The sequence below is a fragment of the Sediminimonas sp. genome (assembly GCF_024637375.1).
Taxonomy (GTDB): Bacteria; Pseudomonadota; Alphaproteobacteria; order Rhodobacterales; family Rhodobacteraceae; genus Sediminimonas.
Window position 1 is genome coordinate 1 of the sequence record NZ_JAGXFK010000014.1, and the last position, 5,747, is coordinate 5,747.

Sequence of the window (5,747 nt, forward strand, 5' to 3'; positions counted from 1 at the left end):
GTGCTGCTCAGCGCCGCCTGCCAGTCGAAGCTCGCCTGCACGCCCTGCGGCCCCGAGATCTCCACGCGCGGGCGTGGCAGGTAGACCTCGTGGGCGATCAGTTCGAGCGCCTCCCCGCTGGCCAGGGTAAAGGCGAAGGCCAGCTCGCAGGGCGTCCCGTTCGCGGCCTGCTCGACCAGCGTCTCGTCGGCAAAGCGCGTCTCGATCTGCCCGGTCAGCGCCGCCACGGACGGGTCGGCCCCGTCGATGCGCCCGTCCGAGCGGATGGTCTCGATCCGGTCGAGGGTGTTGGCATAGGTGATCTCGGCCGAGACCAGGTTGGCCAGCAGGGCGCCGTCGCGCCGGATCGCGCCGTTGAAGTTGCCGAACCGCCTGAGATTGAGCGCGGCCAGCGTGCCCGCCGCCGAGGCGGTGGCCCGCGCCTCGCCCTGCGCGACCAGGCTCGCGGTGGCCTGCAGCTGCCCGCTGCGCTGCATCCGAAACGACAGCTGGTCGAGCACGCAGCCCGAATACATGGCAAAGCGCGGCACCTCGGGCATGCCGACTTCGATCGCCAGGCTGGGCAGGCTGTAGCTACCCGAGGTGAAGGCATGCGCGTAGGGCCCGGTGCCGGTGGTGGCGGGAGCGCCGAACGCCGCCTTCAGCCAGATCCAGAAGGTCTCGGCATCGATCGGCACCACCACGTCGCCGTCGGCGGTCACCGCGTCCTTGATCGGGGCCAGCGGGTCGCGCCCGAAGCCCAGCAGCTCGTTGTCGATCAGCGGCTGCTCCGCCCCCAGCGTCGTGCTGGCAAACGGCATCCGGATAAAGCCGCCTGCTGGCGGCGTGCCATAGGTGGTCTCGAAGCCGAGCGCCATCTGCGCCCGCGCGCCTTGCGCTCGTGCCATCGTGGTTTCTCCTGTATAGTCGTGCAGTTATAGTCGTGCCGTCGATCAGGCGGCAGGAAACGAAAAAGGGACAGTATTGAATGACGGATGAACCGCGCGCCCCGTCCGGGTCTGGCGGCCGGTCGCACCTCGGCGCCGGCTCGCGCATTACCGGCGAACTCTGTTTCCCCGGCACGGTCGAGTTGCCTGGATACGTGAACGGCAACGTCGAGGCTGCCGGGATCGTGATCGAAGAGGCCGGCGAGGTCGAAGGCGAACTGCACGCCTCGAGCATTACGATCAAGGGGCGTTTCAAGGGCCGGATCAAAGGCGGCGCGGTCCAGTTGCACACCAGCGCCCGCGTGGTCGGTGACATCACCTATGACAGCCTGAGCATCGAGAGCGGCGCACAGGTGGAGGGGGAATGCATTCCCCGCGCGTCAAGCCAGGGCCAAGCCCCGACCGATCACGAAAGCGGGTCAGACGTCGAGTAGTGCAGCACCACCGGGATGACGGCGGCCTTCAGGCTGGCCGCGCCCTCGACGGGCAGATCGACCGGGCGCGGTGCCTCGGCCTCGACCCAGTCGCAGAGCCCGCCCAGCGTCCGGTCGGCGGAGACCACCGCACCAACGCTGGCGGTCAGCGCATCAAACGCCGCGTCACGGTCGGCGCCTTGTACCACCGCCTCGATCTCGGCCCGGTGCTGATAGTGATAGCACAAAGGCGAGAGCGTCACCTCCGGCGCCCCCGGCTCGCCGTCACGCAGGATCAGCAGGCCAGCGGCGGGCACCCGCTCGGGCAGCACCTCACCGCGCAGGGCGGTGGCGGGCAGTGCCGAGAGCCGCGCGTGGAGGGCGGAGAGGATGGTTTCGCGGGGGGTGGGCATTGATATGTGAGCCTCTACTTGGAAAGATCGCCAGGGACACGCCTCGCGTGGGCCTGTCAGGCACCCGCGGCTGCATGCAGGCTTTCGATGAGGAGAGTCGCCGGGATCTTGCAGGCAAATCCGCGTTTCGCAGCTGGCGACCACCTCACACAAGCCATCCCTTGCTTTTGCACGGAGACCCGGGCAGTTTTCCGGTCGGTGACTTTCAGGCGGGGATGACCCGATCGGCCTGATCCGAAGTCATGGCGTAGCCCATCAAAGAGGGGAGCATCCCATGCATGCGCTGTTTTTCGAGGTGCGTCCGCACCCGGGACATCTTGAACACTATTTTGAACACGTGGCCCGGCTGCGCCCGGTGCTTGCACGCCATACCGGCCTGACGTTTCTGGATCGCTATTCCTCGCTGAGTGAGCCTGATCTGCTGCTGTCGCACCAGCTCTGGGACAGTGAAGACGCGATCGTCGCATGGCGCGCCGATGCTGAACACCGGCGCTCACAAGGCGCGGGGCGGCGGATACACTTCGCCGACTATCGTATCCGTGTGGGGGCGAGGGTTCTGCATTGGCAGGCCGGCGAAACGAAGATGCCTGCCGAAGTGGAGGCGGCGCCCGACACTTCGCATGTGCTGGCGCTTTACGGCACACAGCCTGTGAAAGAGCCGGGCTTCGAAACTTTTGAAAGCGTGAATTGGAAAGGCAGGTTCATCTCACTGGCAACGGCTGATGGACGTGCAGCCGCTAATGCGGCGCTGCACGCGCATACTGACGCTCCGGGAGTGGAAGAAGCCGCAGCTTACAGCATCCGCCGCGATTACGGCCAGTTCGACCGGGCGCAGGCCCCGGGGTAACCGGGCTTTCAAGACGGCCTCACCGTCGATAGCCGGCAGCCCTTACTTCAATCGCCCCTCAACCCAATTCGCCACAATCAGCCCCGGCACGGCGCCACGCGCCCGCTCGGCGTCGCGGTCGAGGTCGAGCCGCTTCGGCAGCTTGACCTGCGAGACGAGCAGGAAGATCGGCACGGTGGTCAACCCTCGTCCGGTTTTTGAGCGCGAGGCTACGGCGCGACCCTTCGTGTTCAGCCGTCCCTCCGCCACCAACAAGCTCGGACCGCGGCGACGATACACAAAGCGTAGCCGCAGGCCGCGGCGCCGCTCCCACTCACCCGGCGTGATCTTGCCGCCGCGCAGGCCGCGCCCGGCGGCCTCGGTCGGGATCGCCAGCCAGAAGTTATCCGTCTTGGTCAAGGGGCGGTTTCGGTCCATTTTCGGTCATCCCTGATGAGCGCGTTTGCGAGGATCACGAGCTTGCGCATGATCGCCGCGATGGCGAGTTTGGCCGGTTTTCCGGCTTCGACGAGCTTGCGATACATATCCGCAAAGTGCAGGTTGTGGCGGATCGCGACAAGGGCGGGCATGTAGAGCGCGTTGCGCACGCCGCGTCTGCCACCGCCGATCTTGGACCGTCCTTTCCACTTGCCGGACTCCCGGGTGATTGGGGCGAGCCCCGCGAGACTGGCAGCTTCCTTTGGATCCATCGTCCCGAGTTCCGGCATTTCAACGATCATGGCGATCGCGGTGACCGCACCGATGCCGGGGATGGAAAGCAGAATCGCCTGGCGCCGCGCAAGAGCGGGGTCCTCGGCAATAAGGCGGGCGAGTTCGGTATCGATCTGCGCGAGCTGGCTGTCCACCTGCCTCAGACGGGCGCGAAGCTGGGCCAGGACTACCCTGTTCCGCGCGGCCTCCAGACGGTTCCGGCAGGCGGTACGATCCTTGTTCAGCGCGAGGCGCGCGACGTGCAACTCGCGGATTTCATGCATAGTTTCGCTGCGCACTGGTTTGGCGTCCAGGTCCAGCACCGCTCCCATCCGCGCCAGCATGGCGGCATCGACGCGATCGGTCTTGGCGCCCTGACTTGTGGCCTGCGCGAAGCGGCGCGCTCGGGTGGGGTTAACCTTGACGAGGGAGTGGGCGGCCGCGCCCAGCACCGCCTCGAGGTCACGATGATAGCGCCCGGTCGCCTCGTATACGACGCGAACCGGTGCCTTGCCGATCCAGCGACGCAGGGCCGCAAGCCCCGCCTTGTCATTGCCGAACCGCTCGTGCCTGCGATCCGAAAGCCGGTGAATGTCGAACGTGTCTTTGGAAATGTCGATCCCAATGGTATCCTGCATTGCCTTTCGTCCCCTATGCTTGTCATGCGGGGCAAGGTCGAAGCCTTCCCCATGTATCCGTTCAGGTCATGCGAAAGGCGGGGGCGATCCAACTTCTGACCGGTCCCAAAGACCACCGTCCTTCCGATCCGTCCCCCGCCGCTCTCCGGCATATGTGAGGTGCCGGAGAGCGGCTCCTGTATCGCACAGGAGCTACGGGGAATCTTAAGACAACCCATCCTTCGAGCGGATCAGCGGGCCGGTGTCGTGGGCGCTGACGATTTCCGGCGCGTTCGACCAGACGAAGGCCGCGGCGTTGAGGCTAGACTTGCCCTTCGGGTATTGTGCCGAGCGGATGGTGCGGGCGAGCCGGGTGCCCAGCCCCGCGCCGGTGATCTGGGCGCGCCAGGCGGTCTTGAGATCCCGGCCCGCAATACGCGTGGCTGTGCTGACAGCCTTTTCGCCGGCCTTGATCTCGGCGGCCATCAGCGCGGCGAGATCCGGGGTGACGTCGAGCTTGAGCTTCATCGGGTCACACTGGTCTCATATCAATCGTCCACACCAGCCGCTCGCGATCGCGCACCGGCTCGCCCTGGATCAGAAATGCCTCGCCGTCGATCTCCACACGGTCGCCAGGCCGCGGGGTCGGCACCTCCGCCACGCGCAGATCCACGCGCGTGGTTTCCGACCAGAGACGCGCCTCGCCAAACCCGGTGGTGTCGTCCGCGCGGCGGGCAACAACGCGAACAAGGACCGGGGCACCGCCCGCGGCCGTATAGACGGCATCGCGGCCCATATTTGGGTCGCCGAAGAGCGTGTCGATGACGACGGCAAAGAGGGACATCAGCAGCCGCCCTCAGTTCGAGCTGTGCAGGCGGATCGCCAGGCGCGGACGCTTGTTGACCGGCAGGATCGAGCTTTCCGTCATCAGGTCTATCCAGCGCCCCTTCGCGTCGATCATCTGGCGCGCGTAAAGCGGCAGGCCGACGGTGTTGGCGGTCTCCAGCAGGTTGGCCGGCCCGCCATAGGTGGTGAAGGTGTCAAACGTGCCCAGCGGAAAGGCGATGCCCTCGCCCGCGGGGATCAGGCGCTCCGACGTGCCGTTGGAACGCGTGACCGAGCCGTTGTACTCCTCGAACAGGATCCCCGCGAAGGGAAACGCGCGGCGCATGTCCTGGCGCAGGGGCTGGCCGCCGGTGGCCGAGAAGAACTTGTAGGCGTCCTCGGTCTTGGGATGGCTGATCAGCTTGTCGAAGAACTCGGAGCTGACCAGCGCATGGGCGGTGGTCATGGTCTCGCCCAGCAGGTTGTCCTCGATCCCGCGCAGGGTGGTGCGCACCTTACCCTGGATGTTGGTGCCGGCCGTGCCAAAGACGAAGTCGACGGAGATCTGCGCGATCCCGAACTCGGTGAAGTAGTCGTAGAGCGTGGTGCCCGCACCGTCCTTCACGATGCCGCGCAGCGCGTTCATCTCCATGTACTCGCGGGTCTGGGCATGCTTGCGGCGCATGAGCGTGAGCTTGCGGTTCATCACCTCGACCAGCGGATCGGCCGCGTCCGAGACGCCCAGCGCCGGCATGCCCTGGATATCGGCGGGCAGGATGACGTCGTCGTGGGGGATCCACGGCAGCGCGAAGCTGCGCATCGAGCGCTGTTCACGATCGCCGACCGTGGCGGGCGCGCCGAGCGGAACCGAGGGCAGAAGGCTCAGCACGCCCTCGCGCTGCTCGATGACGATGGAGCGCTGCGTGACGCCCTCGAAGCGGAACAGGCCGATCTGGCCCAGGCGGGTGTAGAGGTTGGGCAGGATGTTGATGGCCTGCGTCATCTCGGCGAGCGAA

General features: G+C 66.4%; 7 protein-coding genes and 2 pseudogenes. 2 read left to right on the forward strand and 7 right to left on the reverse strand.

Translation table 11 applies throughout. The features are described from left to right. The coding region (locus Q0L89_RS01735) for a phage tail tube protein (RefSeq protein WP_296762042.1) at positions 1 to 887 on the reverse strand (887 nt) is incomplete at its 3' end. Positions 888 to 967: 80 nt separating this feature from the next. On the opposite strand from Q0L89_RS01735, the gene Q0L89_RS01740 reads away from it, so the two are divergent. Further along, a complete protein-coding gene (locus Q0L89_RS01740) occupies positions 968 to 1,360 on the forward strand; it encodes a polymer-forming cytoskeletal protein (protein WP_296762044.1) in 393 nt (130 codons plus the stop codon). Here the strand turns inward: Q0L89_RS01740 and Q0L89_RS01745 are convergent. Further along, positions 1,333 to 1,752: an acyl-CoA transferase gene (locus Q0L89_RS01745; protein WP_296762046.1), complete on the reverse strand. Its 420-nt coding sequence runs from the start codon at positions 1,750 to 1,752 to the stop codon at positions 1,333 to 1,335. The genes Q0L89_RS01740 and Q0L89_RS01745 overlap by 28 nt on opposite strands. Before the next feature lie 274 nt (positions 1,753 to 2,026). Here Q0L89_RS01745 and Q0L89_RS01750 point away from each other — a divergent pair, with 274 nt between their 5' ends. Beyond that, positions 2,027 to 2,599, forward strand: coding sequence for an antibiotic biosynthesis monooxygenase family protein (locus tag Q0L89_RS01750; protein WP_296762048.1), 573 nt, complete (start codon positions 2,027 to 2,029; stop codon positions 2,597 to 2,599). Between the two features lie 42 nt (positions 2,600 to 2,641). Here Q0L89_RS01750 and Q0L89_RS01755 read toward each other — a convergent pair. From Q0L89_RS01755 to Q0L89_RS01775, 5 genes and pseudogenes are all read right to left on the reverse strand, one after another. Then, a pseudogene (locus Q0L89_RS01755) lies at positions 2,642 to 2,980 on the reverse strand (DUF6441 family protein); the annotation flags it as partial. A 14-nt stretch (positions 2,981 to 2,994) separates the two neighbouring features. Beyond that, positions 2,995 to 3,927 carry a transposase gene (locus Q0L89_RS01760; RefSeq protein WP_296762050.1) on the reverse strand — a complete coding sequence of 311 codons (933 nt, stop codon included), beginning with the start codon at positions 3,925 to 3,927 and terminating at the stop codon, positions 2,995 to 2,997. A gap of 213 nt (positions 3,928 to 4,140) precedes the next feature. Next, positions 4,141 to 4,434, reverse strand: a pseudogene (locus Q0L89_RS01765) (DUF6441 family protein); the annotation flags it as partial. Positions 4,435 to 4,438: 4 nt separating this feature from the next. Continuing rightward, the gene (locus tag Q0L89_RS01770) at positions 4,439 to 4,750 is read right to left on the reverse strand and encodes a hypothetical protein (RefSeq protein ID WP_296762052.1); all 312 of its coding nucleotides are present in this window, start codon (positions 4,748 to 4,750) and stop codon (positions 4,439 to 4,441) included. 12 nt (positions 4,751 to 4,762) lie between these two features. Further along, a partial coding sequence (locus tag Q0L89_RS01775) for a major capsid protein (protein WP_296762054.1) occupies positions 4,763 to 5,747 on the reverse strand: 985 nt, incomplete at its 5' end.

Bases quoted from the DNA above. Each gene is read 5' to 3' on its own strand.
- Q0L89_RS01760 (WP_296762050.1), bottom strand. From the start codon at position 3,927: ATGCAGGATACCATTGGGATCGACATTTCCAAAGACACGTTCGACATT.
- Q0L89_RS01745 (WP_296762046.1), bottom strand. From the start codon at position 1,752: ATGCCCACCCCCCGCGAAACCATCCTCTCCGCCCTCCACGCGCGGCTC.
- Q0L89_RS01750 (WP_296762048.1), top strand. From the start codon at position 2,027: ATGCATGCGCTGTTTTTCGAGGTGCGTCCGCACCCGGGACATCTTGAA.
- Q0L89_RS01740 (WP_296762044.1), top strand. From the start codon at position 968: ATGACGGATGAACCGCGCGCCCCGTCCGGGTCTGGCGGCCGGTCGCAC.
- Q0L89_RS01770 (WP_296762052.1), bottom strand. From the start codon at position 4,750: ATGTCCCTCTTTGCCGTCGTCATCGACACGCTCTTCGGCGACCCAAAT.